Here is a 26,525-nt window from a genome sequence, read left to right on the forward strand (position 1 = left end):
CAGGAGGATCGATGCTCGAACATATTCCGCGCTGGCTGGGCAAGGCGCTGTCGGGTCTGCGCGCCGGACAGGACAAGCTGGCGATCGCACAACCCGGTCTGGGCAGCTTCGAGGCGATCCGGCTGATGAGCCCGGCGTTCGCCAATGGCGCGCGCCTGCCCGAACGGTTCACCGCCGACGGCGCGGGGGTGTCGCCGCCGCTCTACTGGACGGGGGTTCCCGACGGCACGGCGCGGCTCGCGCTGCTGGTCGAGGATGCCGACGCGCCCACCCCGTCGCCGCTGGTGCACGCGGTGGTGTGGGACTTGCCCGCCGAGGTCGAGGACCTGAAGGAAGGCGCGATCGTCGCCGACGCGTCGAGCGCGACCGATGATGGCCGCGATGTCGGCCGCAACAGCTATTTCGCCGAGGGCTGGCTGCCGCCCGATCCGCCGACCGGGCACGGCGTGCATCATTATGCGTTCCAGTTGTTCGCGCTGTCCGATGGGCCGGATGTCCGCGACAATCCCAGCCGCTCGGCGATCGTCAAGGCGATGCGCGGACGGGTGCTGGCCGCAGGCGTTTTGACCGGCACCTACTCGCGCGGCGAGCAGGCACCGGTCGGGCCATTCGGCGCCGCGCAGCCGGCGACGTGACGCCTAGCCGTTGACGATCATCCCGCCATTGGGATGGAGAACCTGTCCCGACATGTAGCTAGCGTCGTCGCACGCCAGGAACAGGAAGGACGGCGCGATTTCGTTGGGCTGCCCCGGCCGGCCGATCGGCGTCTTTTCGCCGAACGTCGCGAGCTTTTCTTCGTCGGCGCCGCCGCATGGATTGAGCGGGGTCCAGATCGGACCGGGCGCGACCGCGTTGACGCGGATGCCGTCGCCGATCAGATTTTCCGACAGGCTGCGGGTAAATGCGGTGATCGCGCCCTTGGTAGCCGAATAATCGAGCAGGTCCTTCGATCCATTGTACATCGTCACCGACGTGCAGTTGACGATCGCCGCGCCGGACTTGAGATGCGGACGCGCCGCTTGCACCAGAAAAAACATGCCGAAGATGTTGGTCTGGAACGTGCGGCGCAGTTGTTGCTCGGAAATGTCGGTAATGTCCTTGTCGGGATGCTGTTCGCCGGCATTGTTGACCAGAATGTCGAGCTTGCCGAGCTGTGCCACGACCTGTGCCACGGCATTTTCGCAGAACGCCTTGTCGCCGACATCGCCGGCGATGGTGAGCGCACGGCGCCCTTCTGATCGGACGATATCGGCGGTTTCTTCGGCGTCGTCCTGTTCGCACAGATACAGGATCGCGACGTCGGCGCCTTCACGCGCGAACAATGCCGCGACCGCACGGCCGATACCGCTGTCGGCACCGGTGACGATCGCCACCTTGCCCGCGAGCCGCCCCGATCCGGGGTAGCGCGGCTGCCATTCGGGCTTCGGATCGAGCGCGCTCTCGTGACCGGGCAGCGCGTCTTCGTGAATCATGGGGATCGTATCGGTCATTGCGGCTGGCTCCTTTTGCCTCGCCGCCTCAACCGGTTAGCATGGGGGCGGTTCCGTCGCCCCATACCGGCTGCGCGCTTCGCGGGTCATACGAAGAAGCGCGCGCCGAGGGTGAGGAGACCGAGCATCGTCAGCCCGAACGATGCCATCCCCACCCGGATCATCTGCGGCGTGCGTGTCGCCGCCGGGCAGTGATCGAATGTCATGCCAGCGGAACCGATGGCGCCGAAGCAATGACCAGAACCGCGGTGCAGACGAACGCCGCAACGAGCGAGACGACCGAGTTCTGAAGCGAGGTGAAACGAAGTGCCATGGTGATTACTCCCTGATTTCGGCTTGTCCGGACCATCCGGCTGCCGATATCGGGGACGTTGCATGCGGCGTGCCAAACTCGAAAAGCACGCGAATACGCGATCCGCGCCCGTTTGCATGCGTCATCTGGCAAATATCACCAACTGCAATTGGTCAAAACCACCAATAGGCGGTAGTCAATCGACCATGATGCAGTTGCGGCCGTTGCCCTTGGCCAGATACATCAGCCGGTCGGCGCGGTGGAAGACCGTGGAGGCGCCTTCGCCGGCGCGCGACCGGCTGACCCCGGCCGAGATCGTCACCTCGCCCAGCGGCTCGTCGGATTCGCGAAGCCGGTAGCGCTTGACCGCAATCGCGTGCCGGGCATCGTCGATGACCGCACGCGCTTGTTCGAGCGAGCAGCGCAGCAGGATCGCAAATTCCTCGCCGCCATAGCGCGCGACGAAATGTCCGTCGCACGTCGCACGCAGCGCATCGGCGATAGCGCGCAGCACCCGGTCACCGATCGAATGGCCGAAGCGGTCGTTGACCGTCTTGAAATGATCGACATCGCACACCGCGATGACGAACGGCGCGTCGCGATCGATCCCCTCGACTTCGCGTTCGAAGGCGCGGCGGTTGGCGAGGCCGGTGAGCGGATCGCGCAATGCGTCCTCGCGAGCTTCCTCCAGCTTCGAACGCAGCTCCTGCGCTTCGAGATTGGCCTTGGCCAGCCGCGCCTCGCTGTCGGAAATGCGCTTGAGCATTCCGGCGGTCACGGACGCGAGCTGGTCGAGCGCGACATTGCCCGATGCTCCGCTGGCCTGCGTCTGCGCGATGGCGTCGGCACTGGCCGCAAGGTCGCGCCCGAAATCGCGGGCTTCGTCGCGGATTGCGCTGACCATGTCGGAAAAGCCTTCGACCTGAAGCTGCGTCTGCGCCACCAGCAGGTCGGTCCCGCCCTTTGGACGCGCGCGTTCGGCATCGACGGTCGCGCCCAGTTCGTCGATGTCGCGCATCGTCAGGCGAAAGCCGCCATCGGTCAGCCGGTCGACGCTTTTGGCGAGTTCCCCATCGGGCTCGGCCATGACGTGATAGGCAAAGGTGAAGTTGGTGGGATTTGGTTCGAGCCGCTGGTCGCGCAGAAATGCTCCGATGCGAGCATAAAGCAGCTGCGCCGGATCGTCGCCCGAATCGGCGCGTACTGCGTTCGATCGTGGCATTCCCCCGTCCCGCATCCCTTCCAAGCATTGACGCCGATCAAGCGCATTTAGCGATGATCTGCTAAAATTAGGTTTTCAAGTGGTATCGACCATTTCGGCGCAGAAAACCGCGTGTTTGCGCTACCTGAGCAATGTAACCGATTTCATCGATACGGTTGCCAGAACCGATCGATCGGTCGCGCGTTACGCGACATGGTCCTACACCCTTTCGGGACCGGTGCTACGGGCACCGGCCGTGCCCGCGCATCCGGGCACGGCCCTACCCCCGGACCTGTCCGGGGGCAGGGATCGCGATTACCAGTAGAAGCCGCGGATCACGTCAACGACATAGCCGCGACGCGTGTCAATCAGGATGACGTCGTTATAGTGGCGTACCCAGCGCTGATACCGTCCAACCGGGGGCAGGCGATAGCGGCCGGGATCGTTGATCCAGTAGCGCTGACCATAATAAGCAGGGGCGATCCGGCCGCCGACGCGGAACTGATTGTAGCGGAACGGGGCGCGCCAGTTGCCGCGCGCATAAAGGGCACGGTTACGCCCGCGATAGTCGCGCCAGTCATTGCGGCCCCAGCGCTGCTCGCGCCGTTCCTCGTTCAGGTCGCGGCGGGCGTCGCGCACATCACGCCGTTCGCGGCGCACATCGCGGCGATCGCCGTAGCGGCGCGCCTGGTTAAGTTCGCGGCGTTCCTCGCGCAGGTCGGCGCGTTCGCGGCGAACTTCGCGGTTCTGGGCGCTTGCGACGCTGGGGACCGCTATCGCCGGCAGCGCCACTGCCGCGATCAATGCGGTGATCAAAGTCTTACGCATGACTATGTCCTTCCGATTACGGCCGGCACGCGCACGAGTGGCGGTCGGCAGGTAGCCGTCTGGACGATACGGGCTGAACGGTCCGGGAATGATCCGGTCAGCCGCGCGAAAGGTTGCGCTATTGCGGCGGCGCTCCGGCCGCTCCGGGCGCGCCGACCGTGCCGATATTGCCGAACAGATCCTGGAAGAACCCGCGCTCGCGGCCGAGCGTCGGCGTCTTGTCATTGGTCGGATTGATCGATGCGACCTGTTCGAGGCCGAGGCGGTCGATCGCGGTCACGGTGCCTGCTTCGTCGAAGCGGATGCGGAGCGTGGTCTGGGCGACCGGATCCGGCCTGTTGAACGCCAGATTGCGCGTATCGCGCGCGACATAGTACCATTCGCCCTCGTTGAACTGGCTGGTCAGCGATGGCCGTCCGAGCACCTTGAGCACCGAATCGCGATTGTCCACGCCGGGCTGGACCGAGTTGACCAGGTCGACGTCGAGCACATATCCCTGATGCGCGCGCACCGGGGTGCAGGCCGACGCTCCCAGCGCGGCGAGGCCGAGCGCGGCGGCGAGCAGCGCACGGGCAGGCAGGAAGGGCGCGGCCAGGGGCGACGCTGGGACAGGCGACATCGAACGATCCTTTCGCGGCAATCGAACGCTTTTGGCACGCATGGCGCACGCGATTGCATCGCGCGCCGATCGCCTCAATATGCGGGGGCGTGCGCCCAAACAAGGGCGCGTGGTACAGGAAGGCGTCATGGCCCTATTCGATCGATGGTTCGGTGCGCGTGAAGCGAGCCCGGCGGCGGCGCTTTACGCCGCGGTGGTGGAGCGCGCGCGCCAGCCGCATTGGTATCTGAGCGGGGACGTCCCCGATTCGATCGACGGCCGGTTCGACATGGTGGCGGCGGTGCTCGCGATGGTGTTGCTGCGTATGGAGCAGGATCCCGCAGCGGCCGAGGCGAGCGCGGCGCTTGCCGAGCGCTTCGTCGAGGATATGGACGGCCAGCTGCGGCAGATCGGCATCGGCGACATCACCGTGGGCAAGCATATCGGCAAGATGATGGGGATGCTCGGCGGGCGATTGGGCGCGTATCGCGATGCGCTGGCGGCGGGCAAGCTGGACGATGCGCTGGTGCGCAACCTGTACCGTGGCAACCGGCCCGAACCGCGCGCGCTGGCGCATAGCGAGGAGCGGCTGCTGGCGCTGCGCGGCGATCTCGATGCCCTGCCGCTCGATGCGCTGCTGGCCGGCCAGTTGCCGTGACGCCGACGCCCGAATTCGCCCGGCCGCAGCGGCTCGACCAGATCGGCGCGGGCGAAACGACCGTGGCGATTGCCGCGACCGCTGCGGAATGCGCGGCGCTGGCGCGGCGGTTCGACCTCGCCTCGATCAAAGGCCTGTCCGCCGATATCACGCTCAGGCGCGAAGCCGCCGGGATCGTCGCGAAGGGCCGGGTGCGCGCGTCGGTCGAACAGCATTGCGTCGCTACCGGCGACCCGGTCGCGGCGGAGATCGACGAGCCGTTTCTGGTCCGCTTCGTTCCCGAACCCGCCGCCACCGCCGACGAGGTCGAACTGAGCGGGGACGAGGTCGACACGATATTCTATAGCGGCGGCACGATCGATCTCGGCGAAGCCGCCGCGGAGACGATGGCACTGGCGCTCGATCCGTTTCCGCGCTGCCCCGCCGCGGCCGAAATCCTCCGATCGGCAGGCGTGGTCGATGAAGACGCCGTGGTGCCGGGCGAACGTACAGGTGGCCTGGCCGGGCTGAAGGATCTGCTAGGGAAAGCCTAGCGCGCGTCGCTTTTCACGGTCGCGAAAAAAGCTACTGTGCCCTGCGGCGTCCCATCCCTGCTTGATACCTCGCCGCGATCGAAGACGAAGCCGCATCTGGAGCGCCATGACCCTCGCCACCTCCTCCGCCGAGCCCCGTGCCGTCACCCCCGCCTATCGCGGGCTGGTGCTGGCGATGCTGCTGCTGGTCTATACGTTCAATTTCCTCGACCGTCAGATCCTCGGCATCCTGGTGCAGCCGATCAAGGCCGACCTCGGCCTCACCGACACGCAGCTTGGCGCGCTGGGCGGGATCGCGTTCGCCATGCTCTATTCGACGCTCGCCATCCCGCTCGCGCTCGTCGCCGACCGCACCAGCCGCAGCTGGGTCATCACCATCTCGCTGACCGTGTGGTCGGGCTTTACCGCGCTGTGCGGCGTGGCGACCAGCTTCTGGCAGCTGTTCGCGTTCCGGCTAGGGGTCGGCGTCGGCGAGGCGGGCGGGGTCGCGCCTTCCTATGCGATGATCGCCGATTATTTTCCGCCCGAACGCCGCGCCCGCGCGCTCGCCATCTATTCACTCGGTATCCCGATCGGACTGGCTGGCGGCGCGATCCTGGGCGGCTATATCGCCGCGACCGTCGATTGGCGCATGGCGTTCATCGTCGTCGGCGTTGCCGGGATCGTCATCGCGCCGATCTTCCGGCTGGTGGTGCGCGAACCGGTACGCGGCGGCGCCGACGCGGCCGCGCTTGCGCCCCGGTCCGACCGCGCGCCGGTCGGACAGGTGTTCGGCATCCTCGCGCGCAAACCCAGCTTCTGGCTGATGGGGTTCGCCGCCGGGTTCAGTTCGATGTGTGGCTATGGCCTCGCCTTCTGGGTGCCGTCGGTGCTGATCCGCAGCTTCGGCTTCGACCTGTTCACTGCCGCGCTCTATATCGGGTCGGTGCTGCTGATCGGCGGGTGCGCAGGGATCCTGCTCGGCGGCTCGCTGGCCGACCGTTTCGGCGTGCGCGACAAGGGCGCCTATGCCTGGCTTCCGGCCATCGCATGGGTGGTCACAGTGCCGCTGTTCGCTGCCGCGTTGCTGGTGCCGTCGCCCTATGTCGCGTGGTTCCTGTTCCTGATCCCAAACGGCCTCAACATCCTGTGGCTCGGCCCCGTCAACACCGCGGTGCAGGGGCTGGTGCCGTCGCACATGCGCGCCACCGCCAGTGCGTCGTTCCTGCTGATCAACAATCTGATCGGGCTTGGCCTGGGGTCGTGGCTGATGGGCGCGATGTCCGATGCGATGACCGCGCGCTTCGGCGAGGAGGCGCTACGCTATGCGACGGTGGCAGCGCTCGGCTTCTACGTCGTCGCGGCGGTGCTGATGCTGCTGGCGGTCAAGCCGCTGAGGCGCGACTGGGTGGGCTGAAGCCTCACCGTTCCCGCGTGGCGGCGAACGTCACCTTGGGATAGCGCTCGGCGACATAGCCCACTTCCCATGCGCTCTTTGCCAGGAATACCGGGTTGCCGTCGCGGTCCCGCGCCATCGACGTGCGGTTGAGGTCCATGAAACTGGTCAGTTCGGCGGGGTCGTCGGCCGATACCCAGCGCGCGGTGTCGAACGGAGCGGGTTCGAGCCCTGCAGCGACCTTGTATTCCGCGTCGAGCCGCGACAGCAGCACTTCGAGCTGCAGCTGACCGACCACGCCGATGATCCAGTTCGACCCGATTTCGGGATAGAAGACCTGGGTGACGCCTTCCTCGGCCATGTCGTCCAATGCCTTGCGCAACTGCTTGGTCTTTGTCGGGTCCTTCAACTGGACGCGGCGGAGGATTTCGGGGGCAAAGTTGGGCAGGCCGGTGAAGCGGACATCGGCCTTTTCGGACAGTGTGTCGCCCACGCGCAGCGTGCCGTGATTGGGGATGCCGATGATGTCGCCGGGAAACGCCTCGTCGGCCAGCTCGCGCTGCTGCGCGAAGAACAGGATCGGCGAGTGCACCGCGATCGGCTTGCCATGTCCGGTCGGGGTCAGCTTCATGCCACGCTTAAAGGTGCCGGAACACAGCCGCATGAACGCGATGCGGTCGCGGTGGTTGGGGTCCATGTTTGCCTGGACCTTGAAGATGAAGCCGGTGACGCGCGGGTCGCCCGGTGCGACCGGTGCCGGCTCGGCGGGCTGCGGACGCGGCGGCGGTGCGTGGCGAGCGATGGCGTCGATCAGCGAATCGACGCCGAATTCCTTGAGCGCAGACCCGAAATAGACCGGCGTAAGGTCGCCCGCGCGATACGCTTCTCCGTCAAAATCGGCATAGCCGGCGACCGCCAGCTCGGCTTCCTCGCGCAGCCGCTCGACACCTTCCTCCGACAGGGTGTTGGCAAGATCGGGATCGTCGAGGCCGCGATACTGCTCGACCTTGCCCAGAAACTCGCGGCTGTCGCCCTGCGGCAGCAGCAGTCGGTTGTCGACGAGGTCGTAGATGCCTTCGAACTGCCCGCCCATTCCGACCGGCCACGTCATCGGGCAGACGTCGAGCGCGAGCATGTCGGCGACTTCGTCGAGCAGCTCGAACGGCGGACGCCCTTCGCGATCGACCTTGTTGATGAAGGTGATGATCGGCACGCTGCGCAGCCGGCAAACCTCGAACAGCTTGCGCGTCTGCGGCTCGATCCCTTTGGCGGCGTCGATCACCATCACCGCGCTGTCGACCGCGGTCAGCGTGCGATAGGTGTCTTCGGAAAAATCCTCATGCCCCGGCGTGTCGAGCAGGTTGAAGGTGATGCCCGCACGCTCGAACGTCATCACGCTCGACGTCACCGAAATTCCGCGCTGCTGCTCGATCTTCATCCAGTCCGACCGCGCGCGCCGTGCCTGTCCGCGGGCCTTGACCTCGCCCGCCAGATGGATCGCGCCGCCGAACAGCAGCAGCTTTTCCGTGAGCGTCGTCTTGCCCGCATCGGGGTGCGAGATGATCGCGAAGGTACGGCGGTCGGATGGGGTGGTCATGGCGGCCTATATCGTCATTCCCGCAAAGGCGGGAAGGTGCAGGGGCACGGAAGGTTGAAGGGTATGGCGTCTCGCCTAGACGGGAATGCCGCGCGTTGGAAGCGTCAGGCCTCCAGCGTCACCGCCATCGCAAAGCTGCGCGCCTCGCCGGGAGCGAAGCGCAACATCCCCGGCTTGTCCCATATCTCGCCTGCGAAGCCTTGCGGATCGGCAATGCCGTGCCACGGCTCGACACAGACAAACGCGGCGCCCGGCTTCGTCCAGATGCCCAGCATCGGCGTTTGGGGGAAATCGATGCGCAGTTGCGGTGCGGCCGGCGCGCCATAGCGCACGCTCTGGCTGACGATTTCGCTCCACACCAGCGCATTGACCGCGAACAGGTCGTCGCGCAGCGCCAGCTTGTGGCCTTCAAGCGGGCTGGCGGCGTCGGCCGGACCGATCAGCCCGCCGGGAACGATGCGGTTTAGCAGCGCGGGTTCGTCGCGCTCGAAGACGATGCGGTGATCGGCACGTTCGCCGCCATAGGGCAGCGGCCATGCGAAGGCCGGGTGAAATCCGACGCTCGCCGGCATGGCGCGGTCGCCGCGGTTTGTAACGGTGACGGTAGTGGTCAGCGTCGCGCCGTCGATCGCGTGTTCGACATCGAGGGTGAACGCGAACGGATAGACCGCGTGGGTGGCATCATTGTCGGTTAGCCGCAGGCGGACGCGGGCATCATCCTGTTCGATCACGTCGAAGGGCAGGGTGCGCGCGAAGCCGTGCTGCGGCAGGGAATATTCGCTACCATCCAGCCGGTAGACCCCGCCGTTCAGCGCGCCGACGATCGGAAACAGGATCGGCGCGCGGCCGGTCCAGAACGCCGGATCGGCATCGGTCATCAACTCGCGGCCGTCGCCATCGCGCAGGTGGGTGAGCTCCGCGCCGTGCGGATTGACGACCGCGGACAGGGCCGAGGAAGCGATCTCGACCATGCCCCGCTGGCGATTGCCGGTCACCCGCGCAGCTCCGCCCCGACCTTCGCCGCTGCCGCCACCACCTTGTCGGCGATCGTCTTGATTTCCGCATCGGTGAAGCTCTTGTCGCCGGGCTGGAGCGTGACTTCGATCGCGAGGCTCTTGCGCCCTTCGGGCACGCCCTGGCCGGTGAACTGGTCGAACAGCCGCGCATCGACGATCGCCGCCTTGTCCGCGCCCCGAACCGCGCGCACCAGATCGCCCGCGGCGAGGTCCGCCGGGACCAGGAACGCGAAGTCGCGTGTCACCGCCTGCTGCGCGGGCGGCGTATAGGCCGCCCGCATGAATCCCGTCGCCCGCTTGGCAGGCAGCGCGTCGAGGAACAGCTCGACCGCCGCGACGTCGCCGCCCAGGTCGAATGCGCCGAGCACGCCGGGATGTACCATGCCGAACCGCGCGAGCACCGTCTTCGGCCCCAGCCGCAGCGTGCCCGACCGGCCGGGGTGATAGGCGTCGCCGGCCCCATCGCTCTCTGGCCCCATCACCGCCAGATTGGCGACGGGTGCGCCCGCGGCCTCGAGCAGCGCCAGCGCCTCGGCCTTGGCATCATAGGCGTCGAACGCGCGCGCCTTGCCCGATCGCCAGCCGCGTGCCGCCGCCTCGCCCGCCAGGACCACGGTCAAGGTCGGCTTCTCGCCGTCGGCCAGATAGCGTCGGCCAACCTCGAACAGCCGGATCGTCGTCGCCCCGCGCCGCGCATTGCGCGCCGCCGCCATCAACAGGCCGGGGAGCAGCGACGGGCGCATCACCTTCATGTCCTCGCTGATCGGATTGGCCAGCGTCCACGCGCCGCCGCCGAACACAGCCGCTTGTTGCTCGCCGACGAAGCTCCACGTTATTGCCTCGTGCAGCCCGCGTGCCGCCGCGAACCGGCGCAGCTTGCGTTCGAGCTTCTGTTCGGGAGTCGCGGTTGGCTTCGCTACGCCTGCGATACGCGGAAGCGGCACCGGCGGCACCTTGTCGATGCCTTCGATGCGGATCACTTCCTCGACCAGATCGGGGCCGCCATCGACATCGCGGCGCCAACTCGGGGGCGTCACCTGCCAGTCGTCCGACACGGCAAAGCCCAGGCTTTCGAGGATCGCCCTTTGCCGCTCTGGTGCCACGGCCAGCCCACCAAGCCGTTCGGCATGATCGGGATCATAGGCGATGGTCCGGGCAGTATCAGGCGGTGATCCGGCGCGCGTCACGCCGCTGGCAGTACCGCCGCAATGCTCGGTAACCAGCCACGTCGCGATGGCGAGGCCGTCGCCCAGGAACGCCGGATCGACGCCGCGCTCGAACCGCGTGCGCGCGTCGCTGGTCAGCATCAGCTTCTGCCCCGTGCGCGCGATCGCTTCGGGCGTGAAATAGGCGCATTCGATGAGGACGTCGGTGGTCGCGTCGCTGACCCCTGAATCCTCGCCGCCCATGATGCCGCCGATGTCGTGAACCTGGGCGTCGTCGGCGATGACGGTCATGGTGTCGTCGAGCGTGTAGGTCTTGCCGTTGAGTGCCAGTACCTGTTCGCCTGCCCGAGCTTTGCGCGCGGTCAGCCCGCCCGACAGCCTGGCCTTGTCATAGACGTGGAGCGGACGCCCCAGGTCGATCATCACGAAATTGGTGATATCGACCAGCGCCGAAATCGGCTTCTGCCCGATCGCCTTGAGGCTGCGTGCCATCCACGGCGGCGCGGCACCGTTGCGGACGCCGCGCACTTCCTGGCCGTAAAACGCCGGGCAGCCTTCCGGATCGTCGGTGCGCACGTCGGGGCTGGGGCCGACCGGAGCGACGGATTCCGCCGGCATGCGATAGACCTCGCGCAGCGGCTTGAGCGTGCCCATCCCCGCCGCCGCCAGGTCGCGCGCGATCCCGCGCACGCCCATGCAATCCTGCCGATTGGGAGTGATGCTGACGTCGATCACCGGGTCGTTGAGGCCGGCATAATCGGGATACGGCGTTCCCACCGGCGCATCGCCGGGCAGTTCGATGATGCCGTCATGCTCGTCGCCGATCTCCAGCTCGCGCACCGAACACATCATCCCGTTCGATTCGACGCCGCGGATGGCCGCGACCTTCAGGGTCATGTCGCTGCCGGGGACATAGGCTCCGGGCGGCCCGAACACGCCGATCAGTCCCGCGCGCGCGTTGGGCGCGCCGCACACCACCTGTATCGGGCCGGAACCGGCATCGATCGACAGCACCTGCAGCTTGTCCGCCTGCGGATGCTTTTCGGCGCTCAGCACGCGGGCGACGGTAAAGGCGGCGAGCTTCTCGCCGGGATTGTCGACACCCTCAACCTCCAGCCCGATGCGCGTCAGCGCGGCCAGGATGTCGTTCAGCGAGGCTTCGGTTTCGAGATGCTCCTTGAGCCAGCTCAGCGTGAACTTCATGCGCCCACTCCCCCCGACAGCGTCGGCACGTCGAGGGCGCCGAACCCGTAATGCCTCAGCCAGCGCAGATCGCCGTCGAAAAAGGCGCGCAGGTCGTCCATGCCGTATTTGAGCATCGCCAGCCGATCGACGCCGGTCCCGAATGCGAAACCCTGCCATTCTTCGGGATCGAGCCCGCATGCGGCGATCACCTTGGGATGGACCATGCCGCTGCCCAGCACTTCCATCCAGCCGCCATCGGTGTCGTCGCCGCTGCCACCGATCACGCGCTTGCCGCCGCGCAGCGTGTAGCCGACATCGACTTCCGCCGAAGGCTCGGTGAACGGGAAATAGCTCGGCCGCAGCCGCAGGACGATGTCGTCGCGCTCGAAGAACGCCTTGAGGAACGTCTCCAGCGTCCATTTCAGATGCGCCAGCGTGATCCCCTTGTCGATCACCAGTCCTTCGATCTGATGGAACATCGGCGTGTGGGTGGCGTCGGAATCCGAGCGATAGACGCGGCCCGGGGCGATGATGCGGATAGGCGGCTTCTGCGCCATCATCGTGCGGATCTGGACGGGGGAGGTGTGGGTGCGCAGCACCATCGGCCGTTCATGCTGGCCCGCGAGATAGAAGGTATCGTGCATCGCCCGCGCGGGATGCGTCTCGGGAATGTTGAGCGCGGTGAAATTGTGCCAGTCGTCCTCGATCTCGGGACCGGTCGCGACCGCGAAGCCCAGATCGGCGAAGATCTCGGCCAATTCGTCCATCACCTGGGAAACCGGATGCACCGATCCCGGTGGGGTGAGGTCGACCGGCAGGGTCAGGTCGATCGTCTCGCTGGACAGGCGCGCGTCGAGCGCGGATTGCTCGAGCGCCTGCTTGCGCGCCGCGATCGCGTCGCTGACCGCCTCGCGCAATCCTTGGATGCGGGGCCCCTCGACCTGCCGCTCGTCGGGCGACATGCCGCCCAGCGTCTTGAGCAGCGCGGTGATCGCGCCTTGTTTGCCGAGCGCATGGACGCGCACCGCGTCGAGCGCGTCGAGCCCGGGCGCAGCATCGACAGCGGCGAGCAGATCGGTGCGAAGCTGGTCGAGATCGGTGGTCATCGGGTTCCTTGGTTTACGCGTTCGCGCAGGGCTCTATCGCTCTGCGACGGATACGCAAAGGGCGCCGGTGGTTGCCCACCGACGCCCCTGGACTTCGCTTGCGCGGTATCGCCTCAGGCGGCCTGGGGCAGCGCCGCCTTCGATTGCGCGATCAACGCGCTGAATGCTTCGCCTTCGTGCATCGCGATGTCGGCCAGGACTTTCCGGTCGAGTTCGACGCCGGCGAGCTTCAGCCCGTGCATGAACTGCGAATAGGTCAGCCCTTCGGCGCGGACGCCGGCGTTGATGCGCTGGATCCACAGGCCGCGGAACGTACGCTTCTTAACCTTGCGGTCGCGATAGGCATACTGGCCGGCCTTTTCGACGGCCTGGCGCGCGATGCGAATCGTGTTCTTGCGACGACCATAATAGCCCTTCGCCTGATCCAGAATCCGCTTGTGCTTCGCCTTGGTGGTTACACCACGCTTCACTCTTGCCATGTCTCGGGCTCCTTACTTCAGACCGTACGGCGCCCACAGGCGCACGTGACCGGCATCCGAATCGGAGAGCACCGACGTGCCGCGATTCTGGCGAATATACTTGGCGTTGTGCGAGATCAGGCGATGGCGCTTGCCGGCCACGCCGTGCTTGACCTTGCCGGTCGCGGTGAACTTGAACCGCTTCTTGACCCCGCTCTTGGTCTTCATCTTGGGCATTTTCGTCTCCTTGTCCGGAACGATCGCGAACGGCCATGGCAGCCCACACTGGCCAGGCAGTTCCTTACGAATGATCGTGGAAGAGCGCGCGACTATCGCACTGGTCCCGGAAATGCAAGCCGGGTCGGCTATTGCCCACGTTCGAGATGACGGCGCTGAACCTCCAGGTCGGAAGCCTGTCGCCGCTTGATCTCCTCGCGCAGCCGGTCGGCCTCCGCCCCGACGCGTTCAACCGTCGCCAGCGCCTCCTCCACCAGCAGGCGCCGCTCGGCCGGCGTCGCGTCGGCGGCGTGGGCAAGGCAGGTCTCGATATGCGCCGGGATGTGCTTGCGGATGCGGATCGCCAGGCCTTCGGTCTCCACGATCATGCCGCTGTCATCGGCGACCTTCAGGAACCGCTCGCAGCTGGTCCGTGCCACGGCCACCCGGCTCGCCGCCCAGTCGCCTTCCCGCGCCAGCGCACTCCATGCGGCGTGGCGGCGGCGGTCTTCCGGAGGGAGCGCCGGCGCCGGCTGGATCGGCCTGGGCTGGTCGAGAGCGGAGGGACGTCTGCGGTCCAACCGCGCGAACAACGCGATCGTCAGTGCGAACAATGGTATCCACGATAGCAGCAGGATGCCGAAAAATTCGAACGGCCCGTGTCCCAAAGATAGTGCCAGCCCCAGCGATCCGATGCTGGCAATGCCGAATGCAGCGGCGGTACGCGCGAAAATGCGCGCGATCGCCACGCCGAACGTCAGCAACACCCCGAATACGAACGTCCAGATGAGAAAGCGCAAGCCGCGGGCCTCCTGTCCCGCGCTCAACATCGTGCTGTCGGGCGCAAACCTCAAGCGCCGCCGCGCACTGCCTGCGTGGCCGCGTCGATCCGGCGCAGCATCGCGACGAACGCGGCGATCTCATCCTGGCTGAACCCTTCGAAGATGCGGCGTTCAAGCTCGATCGCCTTGGGCGCGATCGCGCCGTACAGCGTCCGCCCGGCGTCGGTCAGTGCCAGCAGGTGCGAGCGTCTGTCATCGGGATTGGCGCGGCGCTCGAGCAGGCCCCGGTCGGCAAGCGCGATCGCCGCACGGCTGACTGTGACCTTGTCCATGCGCGTTCGCTGCCCGATCGCGGCCTGGCTGATCGCTTCCATCTCAGCGACGACCGCGACCAGCCGCCATTCGGGAATGGAAAGGCCGAACAACGCCTCGTAGGCGCGCGCGATCGTGTCGCTCACCAGGTTCGACGTGAACGAAAGACGGAACGGGATGAACTCGTCGAGGATCAGCGCGTCGGCCATATCCACTGGTAGCAATTGACACCAGTTGCGCAAATGCGGAAAAGATAGTCGCAATTGATACCAGTTTAATGGAGCCTGCCATGACCGACGTCGCCAACCCGCTGGGTCTCGACGGATTCGAGTTCTGCGAATTCACGTCGCCCGATGCCGATGCGCTGGCACAGCAGTTCGAGATGATGGGATTCGTCGTGTCGCACCGGCATCCGGCCAAGCAGGTCGTCCGCTATGTACAGGGCAACATCACGCTGCTGCTGAACCGTGAGGGCGAGGGGCAAGCGGCGGATTTCCGTGCCGCGCATGGTCCGTCGGCCAGCGGCATGGCGTTTCGCGTCGCCGATCCCAAGGCCGCCTATGACCATGCCGTGGCGGAGGGCGCGACGCCGGTTGATGCCGCGCGCGGGACGCTAGGTGCCGAATCGTTCGCGATCGAAGGGATCGGCGGGTCGTATCTCTATCTGGTCCAGGCCGGGGCCGATCTCTACGCCGACTGGGACGAGGTGCCGGGATGGCGCGAGGCCGCGGCCCGGGAAAATGTCGGGCTCAAGCTGCTCGACCATCTTACCCACAATGTCCGCCGCGGTGAGATGCGGACCTGGTCGGGCTTCTACGCCCGGCTGTTCGGGTTCGAGGAGCAGAAGTTCTTCGATATCAAGGGCAAGGCGACGGCGCTGTTCAGTCAGGCGATGATCGCGCCCGACAAGGCGATCCGCATTCCGCTGAACGAATCCCAGGACGACAACAGCCAGATCGAGGAATTCATCCGCGAATATGGCGGCGAGGGCATCCAGCACCTTGCGCTCACCACCGACGACATCTTCGCCACGGTGGAAAAGCTGCGTGAGCGCGGCGTCAGACTTCAGGACACGATCGAGACCTATTACGAGCTGGTCGACAAGCGCGTGCCTGGGCATGGCGAGGATCTCGAACGGCTCAAGCGCAACCGTATTCTGATCGACGGAAATGTTGGTGACGAGGGTATCTTGCTCCAGATCTTCACCGAGAACATGGTCGGCCCGATCTTCTTCGAGATCATCCAGCGCAAGGGCAATGAGGGGTTCGGCAACGGCAATTTTCAGGCGCTGTTCGAAAGCATCGAGCTGGACCAGATCCGGCGGGGCGTGGTGAAGGTCGACGCGTGATCATGGGCTGGGGGTGACGACATGACCGACTATCTTCCCGGCTTCGCCAACCACGTGTCTACCGAAGCGGTGCCGGGAGCCCTCCCGATCGGCCGCAATTCCCCGCAAAAGCCTGCGTTCGGGCTTTATGCCGAGCAGCTTTCCGGTACGGCGTTCACCGCGCCGCGCCACGAAAACCGGCGCTCGTGGCTCTACCGGATGCGTCCGACCGCCGAGCATCCGCCCTATGCGCGCTATCGGGGCGCCGCGCGGTTCGCGCCCGGCACCAGCGACGAACCGCTCGCGCCAAACCGCTTGCGCTGGGATCCGATGCCGGATCTTAGCGAGCCGGTCGATTGGCTCGACAGTATGACGACGATGTTGGCCAATCGCGATCCCGCCGACCTCGAAGGCGTGGCGGTGCACCTTTATTCCGCCAACAAGGACATGGCCGACCGGGTGTTCGTCGATGCCGATGCCGAACTGCTGTTCGTGCCGCAGCACGGCCGGCTCGATATCCGGACCGAGCTCGGCCGGATCGATATCGCGCCGGGCCAAATCGCGCTGGTTCCGCGCGGCGTGAAGCTGCGCGTGCTGCTTCCCGACGGCACCGCGCGGGGCTATTGCATCGAGAACCACGGAAGCCTGTTCCGCCTCCCCGATCTCGGCCCGATCGGCGCCAATGGCCTTGCCAATCCGCGCGACTTCGAAACGCCGGTGGCATGGTTCGAGGATCGCGACGAACCCACCGAGGTGGTCCAGAAATTCATGGGATCGCTGTGGACGATGATGCTCGATCACAGCCCGCTCGACGTCGTCGCATGGCACGGTAACCTCGGCCCCTGGCGCTACGATCTCGCCCGCTTCAATGCGGTGGGCACTGTGTCATTCGACCATCCCGACCCGTCGATCTTTACCGTCTTGACCTCGCCCAGCGACGTGCCGGGCCGCGCCAACGCCGATTTCGTCGTGTTTCCGCCGCGCTGGATGGTCGCCGAGGACACGTTCCGCCCGCCCTGGTTCCACCGCAACGTCATGTCGGAGGCGATGGGGCTGATCGGCGGCGCCTATGATGCCAAGGCGGAGGGGTTCGCGCCCGGCGGGCTGTCGCTCCACAACCTGATGGCGGGCCACGGCCCCGACCACGCATCGTGGCTGGCCGCCAGCGAGGCCGATCTGAAGCCGCACAAGATCGAGGGCGCGCTCGCGTTCATGGTCGAAAGCTGCTGGCCATACCGCCCGACCGAGCATGCGCTGGCCACATCGCAGCTCGACTACGATGCGGTATGGGCCGACTTCCCCAAGGCGCGGCTGCCCTGATCGCCGACTTTGCCCTTGCACCGCGTCGGTAGCGCTGGAAGGGAGAAACGAAACAAGGAGAGCGTGCTTGTCGTCGACGATCGAGGAACTGGAACGCCGCCGCGCGGCCGCGCGAGTGGGCGGCGGGCAGAAGCGTATCGATGCGCAGCATGCCAAGGGCAAGCTGACCGCACGCGAACGGCTCGACGTCCTGCTCGACCAGGGTTCGTTCGAGGAACTCGACATGTATGTCGAGCATAATTGCGTCGATTTCGGGATGGAGGAACAGATCATCCCCGGCGACGGCGTCGTCACCGGATCGGGCACGATCAATGGCCGCCTCGTCTTCGTGTTCAGCCAGGACTTCACCGTGTTCGGCGGATCGCTGTCCGAACGCCACGCTGCCAAGATCTGCAAGATCATGGACATGGCGATGAAGGTCGGTGCCCCCGTCATCGGCCTCAACGACAGCGGCGGCGCGCGCATCCAGGAGGGTGTCGCGTCGCTCGGCGGCTATGCCGAGGTGTTCCAGCGCAACGTGCTCGCGTCCGGCGTCGTCCCGCAGCTCAGCCTCATCATGGGGCCGTGTGCGGGCGGCGCGGTCTATTCTCCCGCGATGACCGACTTCATCTTCATGGTGAAGGATTCGTCGTACATGTTCGTCACCGGCCCGGATGTAGTGAAGACCGTTACCAACGAGATCGTCACGCAGGAGGAACTGGGTGGAGCGGTGACGCATACCACGAAGTCGGGGGTCGCCGATCTGGCCCTGGACAATGATATCGAGGCGCTGCTCGCAGCCCGCGACTTCGTGGACTTCCTTCCCGCCTCGAACCGGGTGGACCCGCCGGTGCGACCGAGCGACGATGCGTGGGATCGCGTGGAGGACAGCCTAGACACGCTGATTCCGCCCAGTGCCAACCAGCCCTACGACATGCACGAACTGATCGCGAAGGTCGTCGACGAGGGCGATTTCTTCGAACTGCAACCCGCGCACGCCGGCAACATGCTGATCGGCTTTGGCCGGATCGAAGGGCGGACGGTCGGCATCGTCGCCAACCAGCCGATGGTGCTGGCCGGCGTACTCGACATCAACTCGTCGAAGAAAGCCGCGCGGTTCGTGCGCTTCTGCGACGCGTTTGACATTCCGATCGTCACCTTCGTCGACGTGCCGGGTTTCCTGCCCGGGGTAGGGCAGGAGCATTCGGGGATCATCAAGCACGGCGCAAAGCTGCTGTTCGCGTACGGCGAGGCGACCGTGCCCAAGATCACCGTCATCACGCGCAAGGCCTATGGCGGCGCATACGACGTGATGGCGTCGAAGCATCTGCGCGGCGACCTCAACTATGCCTGGCCGACCGCCGAGATCGCGGTGATGGGTGCCAAGGGCGCGACCGAGATCATCTTTCGCGGGAAGACGCCGGAGGAGATTGCCGAGCGCGCAGCCGAATATGAGGCACGCTTCGCCAATCCGTTCGTCGCGGCGAGCAAGGGCTTCATCGACGAGGTGATCCAGCCGCACTCTACCCGGCGGCGCGTGGCGCTGGGGCTACGGAAATTGCGCGGGAAGCAGTTGGAGAACCCGTGGAAGAAGCATGATAACATTCCGCTGTGATGCGATCGTGGTTGCAGACCTGGAGTACACATTTGTCTCGGCGCTAGAGCCAGACGCCAGCGGGTTGGAGGTAGGTTTAGAAGGCAATTCGCCCTTCTCGATCGATGCTACTACGGACGGCCGGATCACGGTAACCTTCGCAGATATCGAAAACGCTATCTGACGACATCGCAGAAGATGATGACCGCGTCGAACGCTGAGGAACCCATAATGACTACCGACCCCGTTCTCATCCTGTCCTACGCTCGCACCCCGATGGGCAGTTTCCAGGGCAGCCTGTCCGGCGCGAAGGCGACCGATCTCGGTGCCGCCGCCGTCCGCGCGGCGGTCGAGCGCGCCGGCGTGGCGGGCGAGGATGTCGCGCGCTGTTATATGGGCTGCGTGCTTCCGGCCGGGCTGGGACAGGCGCCGGCGCGGCAGGCGGCGCGGCTGGGCGGACTGCCCGACCATGTCGAGGCGGTGACCGTCAACAAGATGTGCGGATCCGGCATGATGGCGGCGATGATGGCTGCCGACGCGATCGCCGCCGGCTCGGCCGATATCGTCGTCGCGGGCGGCATGGAAAGCATGTCGAACGCGCCGTATCTGTTGCAGAAGCACCGTGCGGGCGCGCGGATCGGACACGACACCGCGTACGACCACATGATGCTCGACGGACTTGAGGATGCGTACGAACCCGGCCGGGCGATGGGGACGTTCGCGGAGGACTCGGCACGCGACTATCAGTTCACACGGCAAGCTCAGGACGCCTATGCGATCGAATCGCTGACCCGCGCGCAGACCGCGCAGACATCGGGCTGGTTCGACCGCGAGATCACCGGCGTCGAGGTCAAAACGCGCAAGGGCACCGACACCGTGCTGCTCGACGAACAGCCTGCCAAGGGCGACGTCGCCAAGATCCCGACGCTGCGCGCGGCGTTCGCCAAGGAAGGCACGATCACCGCCGCCAACGCCTCGTCGATCTCCGACGGCGCGGCGGCGCTGGTGCTGGCGCGCGCGGGCTTTGCCGATGCCAAGGGGCTGGCCCCGATCGCGCGGATCGTCGGCCATACCGCGCACGCCCGCGCGCCGAAGGATTTCACCACCGCCCCTGTCGGCGCGATCGAGAAGTTGCTCGCAAAGACCGGTTGGAGCGTCGACGACGTCGACCTGTTCGAGATCAACGAGGCGTTCGCGTGCGTGACGATGATCGCGATGCACGACCTCGATATCCCGCATGCCAAGGTCAACATCCACGGCGGAGCCACCGCGATGGGACACCCGATCGGCGCGTCGGGCGCGCGCATCCTCGCGACCTTGCTGTCCGCGCTGGAGCGGACCGGCGGCAAGCGTGGCGTCGCGTCGCTGTGCATCGGCGGCGGCGAGGCGACGGCGATGGCTGTGGAACTGGTGTGATGCACCTTGGCCGCCTCAACCATGTCGGCGTTGCTACGCCATCGATAACCGATGCCATTCCCTATTGGCGCGACGTGATGGGCGCGACCGGCATCGGCGAGCCGTTCGACTTGCCCGCGCAGGGGGTGAAGGTGTGCTTTGTCGATACGCCGAACACGCAGATCGAACTGATCGAGCCGCTCGGCCCCGAATCGCCGATCGCCGCGTTCCTCCAAAAGAACCCGGCCGGTGGGCAGCATCATTTGTGCTACGAAGTACCCGACATTGCCGAGGCAAAGGCCTGGTTCGAGGAACAGGGCGCGCGCCTGCTGGGGGAGCCCCGCATCGGCGCGCACGGCACGCCGATCTTCTTCGTCCACCCGCGCGACATGGGCGGCGTGCTGACCGAGATCATGGAGAGCCCGCGTGGCGGACATTGAGAAGATGACCGGTGAGGATTCGGGCGCCCCGCCCGATTCCCGCACCCTGCCGGAAGCGGCGGCGGAACGGCCGACGGTGTCGAATTGGCAGGCGCTCGCCGAAAAGGAGGTGAAGGGCCGCGACCTGACGTGGCACACGCCCGAGGGGATCGCGGTCAAGCCGCTCTACACCGCCGAAGATACCGCCGATATCGACCCCGGCCTGCCCGGCTTCGGCCCGTTCACGCGCGGCGCGCGCGCGTCGATGTATGCCGGGCGACCCTGGACCATTCGGCAATATGCGGGATTTTCCACTGCCGAGGAATCGAACGCCTTCTACCGCCGCAACCTCGCCGCGGGGCAAAAGGGGCTGAGCGTCGCCTTCGACCTCGCCACGCATCGCGGCTATGACAGCGACCATCCGCGCGTGACCGGCGATGTCGGCAAGGCCGGCGTGGCGATTGACAGCGTCGAGGACATGAAGATCCTGTTCGACGGCATCCCGCTCGACGCGATGTCGGTCAGCATGACGATGAACGGCGCGGTGATCCCGATCCTGGCGTTCTTCATCGTCGCTGGCGAGGAACAGGGCGTGCCGCTGGCCAAGCTCGACGGCACGATCCAGAACGATATTCTCAAGGAGTTCATGGTCCGCAACACGTACATCTATCCGCCCGAACCCTCGATGCGGATCGTATCGGACATCATCGCCTATACGTCGCGGCACATGCCCAAGTTCAACAGCATCAGCATTTCCGGCTATCACATGCAGGAAGCCGGTGCGACGCAGGTGCAGGAACTGGCCTTCACCATCGCCGACGGCCGCGAATATGCGAAGGCGGCGATCGCCAGCGGGCTCGACATCGACCAGTTCGCCGGGCGGCTGTCGTTCTTCTTCGCGATCGGCATGAACTTCTTCATGGAGATCGCGAAGCTGCGCGCGGCGCGGCTGCTGTGGCACCGGGTGATGACCGGGCTTGGCGCGAAGGACGAGCGGTCCAAGATGCTCCGCACGCATTGCCAGACATCGGGCGTGTCGTTGCAGGAACAGGATCCCTACAACAACGTCATCCGCACGACGGTGGAGGCGATGGCGGCGGTGCTGGGCGGTACGCAATCGCTCCACACAAACGCGCTCGACGAAGCGATCGCGCTGCCGACCGATTTTTCCGCGCGCATCGCCCGCAACACCCAGATCGTTCTGCAGGAAGAAACCGGGATCACCAACGTCGTCGATCCCTTGGGCGGCAGCTATTATGTCGAGGCGCTGACGCAGCAGCTCGCCGACAAGGCGTGGGAGATCATCGAACGGGTTGAGACCGAGGGCGGGATGGCAGAGGCGGTCGCCGCAGGCTGGCCCAAGGCGATGATTGAGGAGGCATCGGCCGCCCGCGCCGCCCGCGTCGATCGCGGCGAGGACGTGATCGTCGGCGTCAACAAATACCGGCTTGCGGACGAAGACCCGGTCGAGACCCTCGACATCGACAACCATGCGGTGCGCGCGGGACAGGTGGCGCGGATCGCGCGGGTGAAAGCGGCGCGCGACGAGGGCAAGTGCCAGGCCGCGCTCGACGCGCTGCGCAAAGGCGCGCGTGGGTCGGACAATCTGCTGGCGCTCGCCGTCGAAGCCGCGCGGGCCCGCGCTACCCTTGGTGAGATCAGCCAGGCGATGGAGGATGTGTTCGGCCGCTACGATACGCAGCCTACTCCTGTCAGCGGCATCTATGGCGGCGCATATCATGACGATCCGCGCTGGGAGCGGCTGACCGACGGCGTTGCCGCGACCGAAGCCCGGCTTGGCCGCCGCCCACGGATGCTGGTCGCCAAGATGGGGCAGGACGGTCATGATCGCGGCGCCAACCTGGTATCGAGCATGTTCGGCGATCTTGGCTTCGAGGTCGTTCCCGGGCCGCTGTTCCAGACGCCGGAGGAAGCCGCAAAGCTCGCGATCGCCAGCGATGTCGATGTCGTCGGTGCGTCGAGCCTTGCCGCCGGGCACAAGACGCTCGTTCCCGAACTGATCGGCCATCTGCGCGATGCCGGACGCGGCGATATCAAGGTGATTGCCGGCGGCGTGATCCCGTCGAAGGACTATGCTTTCCTGCGCGATGCGGGCGTGCAGGCGATCTTCGGCCCGGGCACCAACCTGATCGACGCGGCGGGGCAGGTGCTCGCGCTGCTCGGCCACAACATGCCGCCGCAAGAGGAAGCCGCCGAATGACCGACCTCGTCGCCGAGACGTTCGAACCCGATCTGGTCGATCTCAAGCCATGGTTCGACGATACCAAAGCGGGGCTGCGCTTCGACTGGAGCCGCGAGGAGATCGCGGCATTGTTCGACCTGCCGTTCCCCGAACTGCTGTTCCGCGCGGCGGAGGTCCATCGCCGCCACCACGCGCCCGATCAGGTGCAATTATGCACGTTGCTGTCGATCAAGACCGGCGGATGTCCGGAAGATTGCGGCTATTGCTCGCAAAGCGCGTCGGCGGACAGCGGGCTCAAGGCCGAGAAGCTGATGGACGTCGATGCCGTGCTGGCATCGGCGGCCGAGGCAAAGGCGGCCGGCTCGCAGCGGTTCTGCATGGGCGCGGCGTGGCGCAATCCCAAGGACCGCGACATGGATGCGGTCGTCGCGATGGTGGAGGGGGTGCGCGCGCTGGGGCTGGAAACCTGCATGACGCTGGGCATGCTCGAACCGCATCAGGCAGCGCGGCTCAAGGATGCGGGCCTCGATTACTACAACCACAATATCGATACTTCGCCCGAGCATTATGGCGATGTCATCACCACGCGGACGTTTCAGGACCGGCTCGATACGCTGGCGAATGTCCGCGACGCCGGGATCGCGGTGTGCTGCGGCGGCATCGTCGGGATGGGGGAGACGCGGGCAGATCGGGTGGGGTTCGTCCACGCGCTCGCGACGCTGCCGCGCCATCCTGAAAGCGTTCCGGTCAACGCGCTGGTGCCAGTGCCGGGAACGCCGCTCGGCGACATGCTCGCCGACACGCCGCTGGCGAAGATCGACGATATCGAGTTCGTGCGGACGGTGGCCGTCGCGCGGATCGCGATGCCCAGGTCAATGGTGCGCTTGTCGGCTGGGCGCGAGAGCATGAGTGAGGCGACACAGGGCTTGTGCTTCCTGGCTGGCGCAAATTCGATCTTCACCGGTGACAAGCTGCTGACCACCGGCAACGCGGGCGACAGCGCGGACGCGGCGCTGTTCGCGAAGCTGGGCGTGCGGCCGATGACGGCGGACGAGCCGATGCGGATGGCGGCGGAGTGAAAAATCCTGTTCGGATCCCAGCGCTGCTGTTCGCAGTCTTTTCCGCGCTCTACTGGAGCGGCATTCAGCTATTTTGGATGGGTTTGGCCGATGTCTATAGACAAGCCTACCGATCTTCGACGCCCTTCACGATCGGTTGGCTTCTCAAAGTAGTGCCGACAATAATCTACGCTCTCATCTGTGTGTTGTTTTGCCAGTGGCTTGCCCGGCGGGTGGCTCGGCTGCTCGCCCGTCCGAAAGTCGATTGATGTTTAAAAAGATCCTCATCGCCAACCGAGGCGAGATTGCGTGTCGCGTCATGCGCACCGCCAAGCGGATGGGCATCGCGACCGTCGCGGTCTATTCGGATGCCGATGCGCGCTCCCCGCACGTATTGATGGCGGATGAGGCCGTTCGCCTCGGGCCGGCGCCTGCCGCCGACAGCTATCTACGCGCTGATCTGATCCTGCTTGCGGCCCGGGAAACCGGCGCCGACGCGATCCACCCCGGCTACGGCTTCCTGTCGGAGCGCGAAAGTTTCGCGCGGGCCTGCGCCGATGCCGGCATCGCCTTCGTCGGGCCTCCGCCGAATGCGATCGCGGCGATGGGCGACAAGATCGAATCGAAGAAGCTCGCCAAGGCGGCGGGGGTCAATGTTGTCCCCGGCTTTCTCGGCGAGATCGCCGATACCGACGCGGCGATCAAGATTGCCGGTGACATCGGCTATCCGGTGATGATGAAGGCGAGCGCGGGCGGCGGCGGCAAGGGGATGCGGCTGGCCTATAGCGAACAGGATGTGCGCGACGGCTTCGATGCGACCAAGCGCGAGGGGCTGGCAAGCTTCGGCGATGACCGCGTGTTCATCGAGAAGTTCATCGAAAGCCCGCGGCACATCGAGATCCAGGTGCTCGGCGACCAGCACGGCAACATCGTCTATCTTGGCGAGCGCGAATGCTCGATCCAGCGCCGGCACCAGAAGGTCGTCGAGGAAGCGCCGTCGCCGTTCGTCACGCCCGACATGCGCCGCAAGATGGGCGAGCAGGCAGTCGCGCTCGCGCGCGCGGTCGGCTATTACAGCGCCGGCACGGTCGAGCTGATCGTGTCCGGCGCGGACACCAGCGGCGAGGGTTTCTACTTCCTCGAGATGAACACCCGGCTCCAGGTCGAGCATCCGGTGACCGAGGCGATCACGGGCCTCGATCTGGTAGAGCAAATGATCCGCGTCGCGGCGGGCGAGAAGCTGGCGTTCGGGCAGGACGAGGTGAAGCTCAGCGGCTGGGCGATCGAGAACCGCGTCTATGCCGAGGATCCCTATCGCGGATTTTTGCCCAGCACCGGGCGGTTGGTGCGGTATCGCCCGCCGGCCTCGCGCGGAACGGACTATACCCACCCATTCGAGGCGACCGGGCACGAGGCATATACCCGCGTCGACGACGGCGTCCGCGAAGGCGGCGAGGTGTCGATGTTCTACGACCCGATGATCGCCAAGCTCGTCACCTGGGCACCGACCCGCGACGCGGCCGCCGATCTCCAGGTCGCAGCGCTCGACCGGTTCGAGATTGACGGGTTGGGCCACAATATCGATTTCCTGTCGGCGCTGATGCAGCATCCGCGGTTCCGTTCCGGCGCGCTTACCACCGGTTTCATCGCCGAGGCGTTTTCCGAAGGCTTTGCCGGGGCCGACACGCCACCGGAGCTGACGCGCAAGCTGGCCGCGCTGGCGGTGTTGCTCGACCTCGCCCATGCGTCTCGTGCTGCCACGATCGACGGGCAGCTTGGCAACCGGGTGGGATTGCCTCGCGAGCGTGTTGCCCTGATCGGCGGCGAACGTTTCGCGATTGTGGCCGACGATTATGACGGTGGCACGCTTGTCGATTGCGGTGACGGACATCCGCCGCTCGACATCGTCGGGCGCTGGCGTCCGGGCCAGCCCTTGTTCGCGGCCCGCATCGACGACGCGCCGCTCACGGTGCGCGTTCGCCGGACGCGCAGCGGCTGGCGGCTTACCGCGCGCGGTGCATCGCACGACGTCCGTGTCTGGCCGCCGCATGTCGCGGCGCTTTCGCGCCACATGATCGAAAAAATCCCGCCCGATCTGTCGAAATTCCTCCTCTGCCCGATGCCGGGTCTGCTAACGGCGCTGCATGTGGCACCGGGCGATGCCGTCGAAGCGGGGCAGCCGCTGGCGGTGGTCGAGGCGATGAAGATGGAGAATATCCTGCGCGCCGAGCGTGCGGGCGTGGTGAAGGCGGCAAATTTCGAACCCGGCGACAGCCTGGGCGTCGACGCCGCGATCCTCGAATTCGAATGAAAGGCTGACGCGATGCGTATCATGGTCCCGGTGAAGCGGGTGTTGGATTATAATGTGAAGCCTCGGGTGAAGGCGGACGGGTCTGGGGTTGATCTGTCGAATGTGA

At 66.0% G+C, this 26,525-nt stretch carries 24 protein-coding genes and 1 pseudogene; 13 read left to right on the plus strand and 12 right to left on the minus strand.

Annotated features, from left to right (window positions below; genetic code table 11):
• The first annotated feature begins 11 nt into the window (after positions 1 to 11).
• Positions 12 to 635 carry a YbhB/YbcL family Raf kinase inhibitor-like protein gene (locus FHY50_RS13960; protein WP_140231542.1) on the plus strand — a complete coding sequence of 208 codons (624 nt, stop codon included), beginning with the start codon at positions 12 to 14 and terminating at the stop codon, positions 633 to 635.
• 3 nt (positions 636 to 638) lie between these two features.
• Here the strand turns inward: FHY50_RS13960 and FHY50_RS13965 are convergent, their stop codons facing one another.
• The 4 genes from FHY50_RS13965 to FHY50_RS13980 all read right to left on the minus strand — a co-directional run bounded on the left by FHY50_RS13965 (position 639) and on the right by FHY50_RS13980 (position 4,430).
• Positions 639 to 1,490 carry an SDR family oxidoreductase gene (locus FHY50_RS13965; RefSeq protein ID WP_140231543.1) on the minus strand — a complete coding sequence of 284 codons (852 nt, stop codon included), beginning with the start codon at positions 1,488 to 1,490 and terminating at the stop codon, positions 639 to 641.
• A 488-nt stretch (positions 1,491 to 1,978) separates the two neighbouring features.
• On the minus strand, positions 1,979 to 3,004 hold the full coding sequence (locus tag FHY50_RS13970) for a GGDEF domain-containing protein (protein WP_140231544.1): 1,026 nt from the start codon (positions 3,002 to 3,004) through the stop codon (positions 1,979 to 1,981).
• 294 nt (positions 3,005 to 3,298) lie between these two features.
• Positions 3,299 to 3,811: an RcnB family protein gene (locus tag FHY50_RS13975; RefSeq protein WP_140231545.1), complete on the minus strand. Its 513-nt coding sequence runs from the start codon at positions 3,809 to 3,811 to the stop codon at positions 3,299 to 3,301.
• A 118-nt stretch (positions 3,812 to 3,929) separates the two neighbouring features.
• Positions 3,930 to 4,430 (minus strand): outer membrane protein assembly factor BamE, encoded by a 501-nt coding sequence (locus FHY50_RS13980; RefSeq protein ID WP_140231546.1) that lies wholly within the window; start codon positions 4,428 to 4,430, stop codon positions 3,930 to 3,932.
• Positions 4,431 to 4,557: 127 nt separating this feature from the next.
• Here FHY50_RS13980 and FHY50_RS13985 point away from each other — a divergent pair, with 127 nt between their 5' ends.
• The 3 genes from FHY50_RS13985 to FHY50_RS13995 all read left to right on the plus strand — a co-directional run bounded on the left by FHY50_RS13985 (position 4,558) and on the right by FHY50_RS13995 (position 6,996).
• A complete protein-coding gene (locus tag FHY50_RS13985; RefSeq protein WP_140231547.1) occupies positions 4,558 to 5,067 on the plus strand; it encodes a ubiquinol-cytochrome C chaperone family protein in 510 nt (169 codons plus the stop codon).
• Positions 5,064 to 5,600, plus strand: a complete 537-nt coding sequence (locus FHY50_RS13990) for a YceD family protein (protein ID WP_140231548.1) — start codon at positions 5,064 to 5,066, stop codon at positions 5,598 to 5,600. The genes FHY50_RS13985 and FHY50_RS13990 overlap by 4 nt, the downstream gene beginning before the upstream one ends.
• A 106-nt stretch (positions 5,601 to 5,706) precedes the next feature.
• Positions 5,707 to 6,996, plus strand: coding sequence for a spinster family MFS transporter (locus FHY50_RS13995; protein WP_140231549.1), 1,290 nt, complete (start codon positions 5,707 to 5,709; stop codon positions 6,994 to 6,996).
• A 4-nt stretch (positions 6,997 to 7,000) separates the two neighbouring features.
• Here FHY50_RS13995 and FHY50_RS14000 read toward each other — a convergent pair whose 3' ends face one another.
• The 8 genes from FHY50_RS14000 to FHY50_RS14035 all read right to left on the minus strand — a co-directional run bounded on the left by FHY50_RS14000 (position 7,001) and on the right by FHY50_RS14035 (position 15,022).
• On the minus strand, positions 7,001 to 8,572 hold the full coding sequence (locus FHY50_RS14000) for a peptide chain release factor 3 (RefSeq protein WP_140231550.1): 1,572 nt from the start codon (positions 8,570 to 8,572) through the stop codon (positions 7,001 to 7,003).
• A 104-nt stretch (positions 8,573 to 8,676) separates the two neighbouring features.
• Entirely contained in the window at positions 8,677 to 9,543 is an 867-nt protein-coding gene (locus FHY50_RS14005; RefSeq protein ID WP_140231575.1) for an aldose 1-epimerase family protein, read from the minus strand.
• 20 nt (positions 9,544 to 9,563) lie between these two features.
• The gene (gene pheT, locus FHY50_RS14010; RefSeq protein WP_140231551.1) at positions 9,564 to 11,957 is read right to left on the minus strand and encodes a phenylalanine--tRNA ligase subunit beta; all 2,394 of its coding nucleotides are present in this window, start codon (positions 11,955 to 11,957) and stop codon (positions 9,564 to 9,566) included.
• On the minus strand, positions 11,954 to 13,045 hold the full coding sequence (gene pheS, locus FHY50_RS14015) for a phenylalanine--tRNA ligase subunit alpha (protein ID WP_140231552.1): 1,092 nt from the start codon (positions 13,043 to 13,045) through the stop codon (positions 11,954 to 11,956). The genes pheT and pheS overlap by 4 nt, the downstream gene beginning before the upstream one ends.
• 113 nt (positions 13,046 to 13,158) lie before the next feature.
• Positions 13,159 to 13,524 (minus strand): 50S ribosomal protein L20, encoded by a 366-nt coding sequence (rplT, locus tag FHY50_RS14020; protein ID WP_140231553.1) that lies wholly within the window; start codon positions 13,522 to 13,524, stop codon positions 13,159 to 13,161.
• Positions 13,525 to 13,536: 12 nt separating this feature from the next.
• The gene (gene rpmI, locus FHY50_RS14025) at positions 13,537 to 13,740 is read right to left on the minus strand and encodes a 50S ribosomal protein L35 (protein ID WP_009823219.1); all 204 of its coding nucleotides are present in this window, start codon (positions 13,738 to 13,740) and stop codon (positions 13,537 to 13,539) included.
• A 128-nt stretch (positions 13,741 to 13,868) separates the two neighbouring features.
• A complete protein-coding gene (locus FHY50_RS14030; protein WP_140231554.1) occupies positions 13,869 to 14,519 on the minus strand; it encodes a hypothetical protein in 651 nt (216 codons plus the stop codon).
• A gap of 50 nt (positions 14,520 to 14,569) precedes the next feature.
• Positions 14,570 to 15,022: a MarR family winged helix-turn-helix transcriptional regulator gene (locus tag FHY50_RS14035; RefSeq protein WP_140231555.1), complete on the minus strand. Its 453-nt coding sequence runs from the start codon at positions 15,020 to 15,022 to the stop codon at positions 14,570 to 14,572.
• Positions 15,023 to 15,102: 80 nt separating this feature from the next.
• Here FHY50_RS14035 and hppD point away from each other — a divergent pair, with 80 nt between their 5' ends.
• The 9 genes and pseudogenes from hppD to FHY50_RS14425 form a co-directional block, all read left to right on the plus strand.
• Positions 15,103 to 16,161, plus strand: a complete 1,059-nt coding sequence (gene hppD, locus FHY50_RS14040) for a 4-hydroxyphenylpyruvate dioxygenase (RefSeq protein WP_140231556.1) — start codon at positions 15,103 to 15,105, stop codon at positions 16,159 to 16,161.
• Positions 16,162 to 16,182: 21 nt separating this feature from the next.
• Positions 16,183 to 17,460, plus strand: coding sequence for a homogentisate 1,2-dioxygenase (gene hmgA, locus FHY50_RS14045; RefSeq protein ID WP_140231557.1), 1,278 nt, complete (start codon positions 16,183 to 16,185; stop codon positions 17,458 to 17,460).
• Between the two features lie 67 nt (positions 17,461 to 17,527).
• Complete coding sequence (locus tag FHY50_RS14050; protein ID WP_140231558.1) at positions 17,528 to 19,054, plus strand: acyl-CoA carboxylase subunit beta; 1,527 nt, start codon at positions 17,528 to 17,530, stop codon at positions 19,052 to 19,054.
• A 210-nt stretch (positions 19,055 to 19,264) separates the two neighbouring features.
• Positions 19,265 to 20,449 carry an acetyl-CoA C-acyltransferase gene (locus tag FHY50_RS14055; protein ID WP_140231559.1) on the plus strand — a complete coding sequence of 395 codons (1,185 nt, stop codon included), beginning with the start codon at positions 19,265 to 19,267 and terminating at the stop codon, positions 20,447 to 20,449.
• Positions 20,449 to 20,868 (plus strand): methylmalonyl-CoA epimerase, encoded by a 420-nt coding sequence (gene mce, locus FHY50_RS14060; protein WP_140231560.1) that lies wholly within the window; start codon positions 20,449 to 20,451, stop codon positions 20,866 to 20,868. The genes FHY50_RS14055 and mce overlap by 1 nt, the downstream gene beginning before the upstream one ends.
• Positions 20,855 to 23,068 carry a methylmalonyl-CoA mutase gene (scpA, locus tag FHY50_RS14065; protein ID WP_420030894.1) on the plus strand — a complete coding sequence of 738 codons (2,214 nt, stop codon included), beginning with the start codon at positions 20,855 to 20,857 and terminating at the stop codon, positions 23,066 to 23,068. The genes mce and scpA overlap by 14 nt, the downstream gene beginning before the upstream one ends.
• Positions 23,069 to 23,142: 74 nt before the next feature.
• The gene (gene bioB / locus FHY50_RS14070; RefSeq protein WP_243846896.1) at positions 23,143 to 24,129 is read left to right on the plus strand and encodes a biotin synthase BioB; all 987 of its coding nucleotides are present in this window, start codon (positions 23,143 to 23,145) and stop codon (positions 24,127 to 24,129) included.
• Positions 24,130 to 24,376: 247 nt separating this feature from the next.
• The gene (locus tag FHY50_RS14075) at positions 24,377 to 26,419 is read left to right on the plus strand and encodes an acetyl-CoA carboxylase biotin carboxylase subunit (protein WP_140231562.1); all 2,043 of its coding nucleotides are present in this window, start codon (positions 24,377 to 24,379) and stop codon (positions 26,417 to 26,419) included.
• Positions 26,420 to 26,431: 12 nt separating this feature from the next.
• A pseudogene (locus FHY50_RS14425) lies at positions 26,432 to 26,525 on the plus strand (electron transfer flavoprotein subunit beta/FixA family protein); the annotation flags it as partial.

It is taken from the genome of Sphingomonas japonica, assembly GCF_006346325.1.
Taxonomy (GTDB): Bacteria; Pseudomonadota; Alphaproteobacteria; order Sphingomonadales; family Sphingomonadaceae; genus Sphingomonas; species Sphingomonas japonica.

Coding starts and splice junctions, on each gene's coding strand:
- FHY50_RS13960 (WP_140231542.1), top strand. CDS start 12: ATGCTCGAACATATTCCGCGCTGGCTGGGCAAGGCGCTGTCGGGTCTG.
- FHY50_RS13965 (WP_140231543.1), bottom strand. CDS start 1,490: ATGACCGATACGATCCCCATGATTCACGAAGACGCGCTGCCCGGTCAC.
- FHY50_RS13970 (WP_140231544.1), bottom strand. CDS start 3,004: ATGCCACGATCGAACGCAGTACGCGCCGATTCGGGCGACGATCCGGCG.
- FHY50_RS13975 (WP_140231545.1), bottom strand. CDS start 3,811: ATGCGTAAGACTTTGATCACCGCATTGATCGCGGCAGTGGCGCTGCCG.
- FHY50_RS13980 (WP_140231546.1), bottom strand. CDS start 4,430: ATGTCGCCTGTCCCAGCGTCGCCCCTGGCCGCGCCCTTCCTGCCTGCC.
- FHY50_RS13985 (WP_140231547.1), top strand. CDS start 4,558: ATGGCCCTATTCGATCGATGGTTCGGTGCGCGTGAAGCGAGCCCGGCG.
- FHY50_RS13995 (WP_140231549.1), top strand. CDS start 5,707: ATGACCCTCGCCACCTCCTCCGCCGAGCCCCGTGCCGTCACCCCCGCC.
- FHY50_RS14000 (WP_140231550.1), bottom strand. CDS start 8,572: ATGACCACCCCATCCGACCGCCGTACCTTCGCGATCATCTCGCACCCC.
- FHY50_RS14005 (WP_140231575.1), bottom strand. CDS start 9,543: ATGGTCGAGATCGCTTCCTCGGCCCTGTCCGCGGTCGTCAATCCGCAC.
- pheT (WP_140231551.1), bottom strand. CDS start 11,957: ATGAAGTTCACGCTGAGCTGGCTCAAGGAGCATCTCGAAACCGAAGCC.
- pheS (WP_140231552.1), bottom strand. CDS start 13,045: ATGACCACCGATCTCGACCAGCTTCGCACCGATCTGCTCGCCGCTGTC.
- rplT (WP_140231553.1), bottom strand. CDS start 13,524: ATGGCAAGAGTGAAGCGTGGTGTAACCACCAAGGCGAAGCACAAGCGG.
- rpmI (WP_009823219.1), bottom strand. CDS start 13,740: ATGCCCAAGATGAAGACCAAGAGCGGGGTCAAGAAGCGGTTCAAGTTC.
- FHY50_RS14035 (WP_140231555.1), bottom strand. CDS start 15,022: ATGGCCGACGCGCTGATCCTCGACGAGTTCATCCCGTTCCGTCTTTCG.
- hppD (WP_140231556.1), top strand. CDS start 15,103: ATGACCGACGTCGCCAACCCGCTGGGTCTCGACGGATTCGAGTTCTGC.
- hmgA (WP_140231557.1), top strand. CDS start 16,183: ATGACCGACTATCTTCCCGGCTTCGCCAACCACGTGTCTACCGAAGCG.
- FHY50_RS14055 (WP_140231559.1), top strand. CDS start 19,265: ATGACTACCGACCCCGTTCTCATCCTGTCCTACGCTCGCACCCCGATG.
- mce (WP_140231560.1), top strand. CDS start 20,449: ATGCACCTTGGCCGCCTCAACCATGTCGGCGTTGCTACGCCATCGATA.
- FHY50_RS14075 (WP_140231562.1), top strand. CDS start 24,377: ATGTTTAAAAAGATCCTCATCGCCAACCGAGGCGAGATTGCGTGTCGC.